Raw genomic sequence first — 541 nt, 5'->3', positions numbered from 1 at the left:
GGCCAGGAAAAGGGGTTGTGGCGCCTTCTCTCCTCAGCGCGTTCTGTGACTCTCCAGCTGATGGCCAATACCGCTATCGACTGGATGATACCTTCCCAAAAACCTGAGAGCATAAAAGACAACAGGCTCTTTCAACAAAGCGAAACAGAAAAGCAAAGGCTGGTCAGAAAAATCTCTGAGTTCACACCTTCACCTTCCCCATACCTGGAAACAGATATCGTGGAAGCAGCCGCCAGCGAAGACAGCGATATCTCAGATACCATTATGTCCTGCACATGGGACTCGATCGTCTCCCAGCCTTCATCTGAAGACGCCTCAAAAGCAGAAGTATCACGGGATGAGAATCCATCTGGCTACAGCGATGTCTTACCTTTGAGTGCAAGCCTGGGCTCTCCGGTTTCCACTGACAGCCAGTTGTCACAAGACTCACCACTTTCGCGGCCTGAGCTTTTTTATACATCCACTGGCCCATGGCGAATAAACTACAGCGATTACGCCGTAGGCCTATCTACCGCCCGAAGCCGCATTGACCTTGAACTGA

The 541-nt window shown here is 51.0% G+C and carries 1 protein-coding gene; it reads left to right on the top strand.

Translation table 11 applies throughout. From position 1 onward, the window contains the following. Positions 1-219: 219 nt before the first annotated feature. Positions 220-541: hypothetical protein (locus E1189_RS24735; RefSeq protein WP_230459958.1), on the top strand; the 322-nt coding region annotated here is incomplete at its 3' end.

It is taken from the genome of Parendozoicomonas verongulae (assembly GCF_009711465.1).
Lineage (GTDB): Bacteria > Pseudomonadota > Gammaproteobacteria > Pseudomonadales > Endozoicomonadaceae > Sansalvadorimonas > Sansalvadorimonas verongulae.
This window is presented reverse-complemented; position numbering and strand designations above follow the sequence as displayed.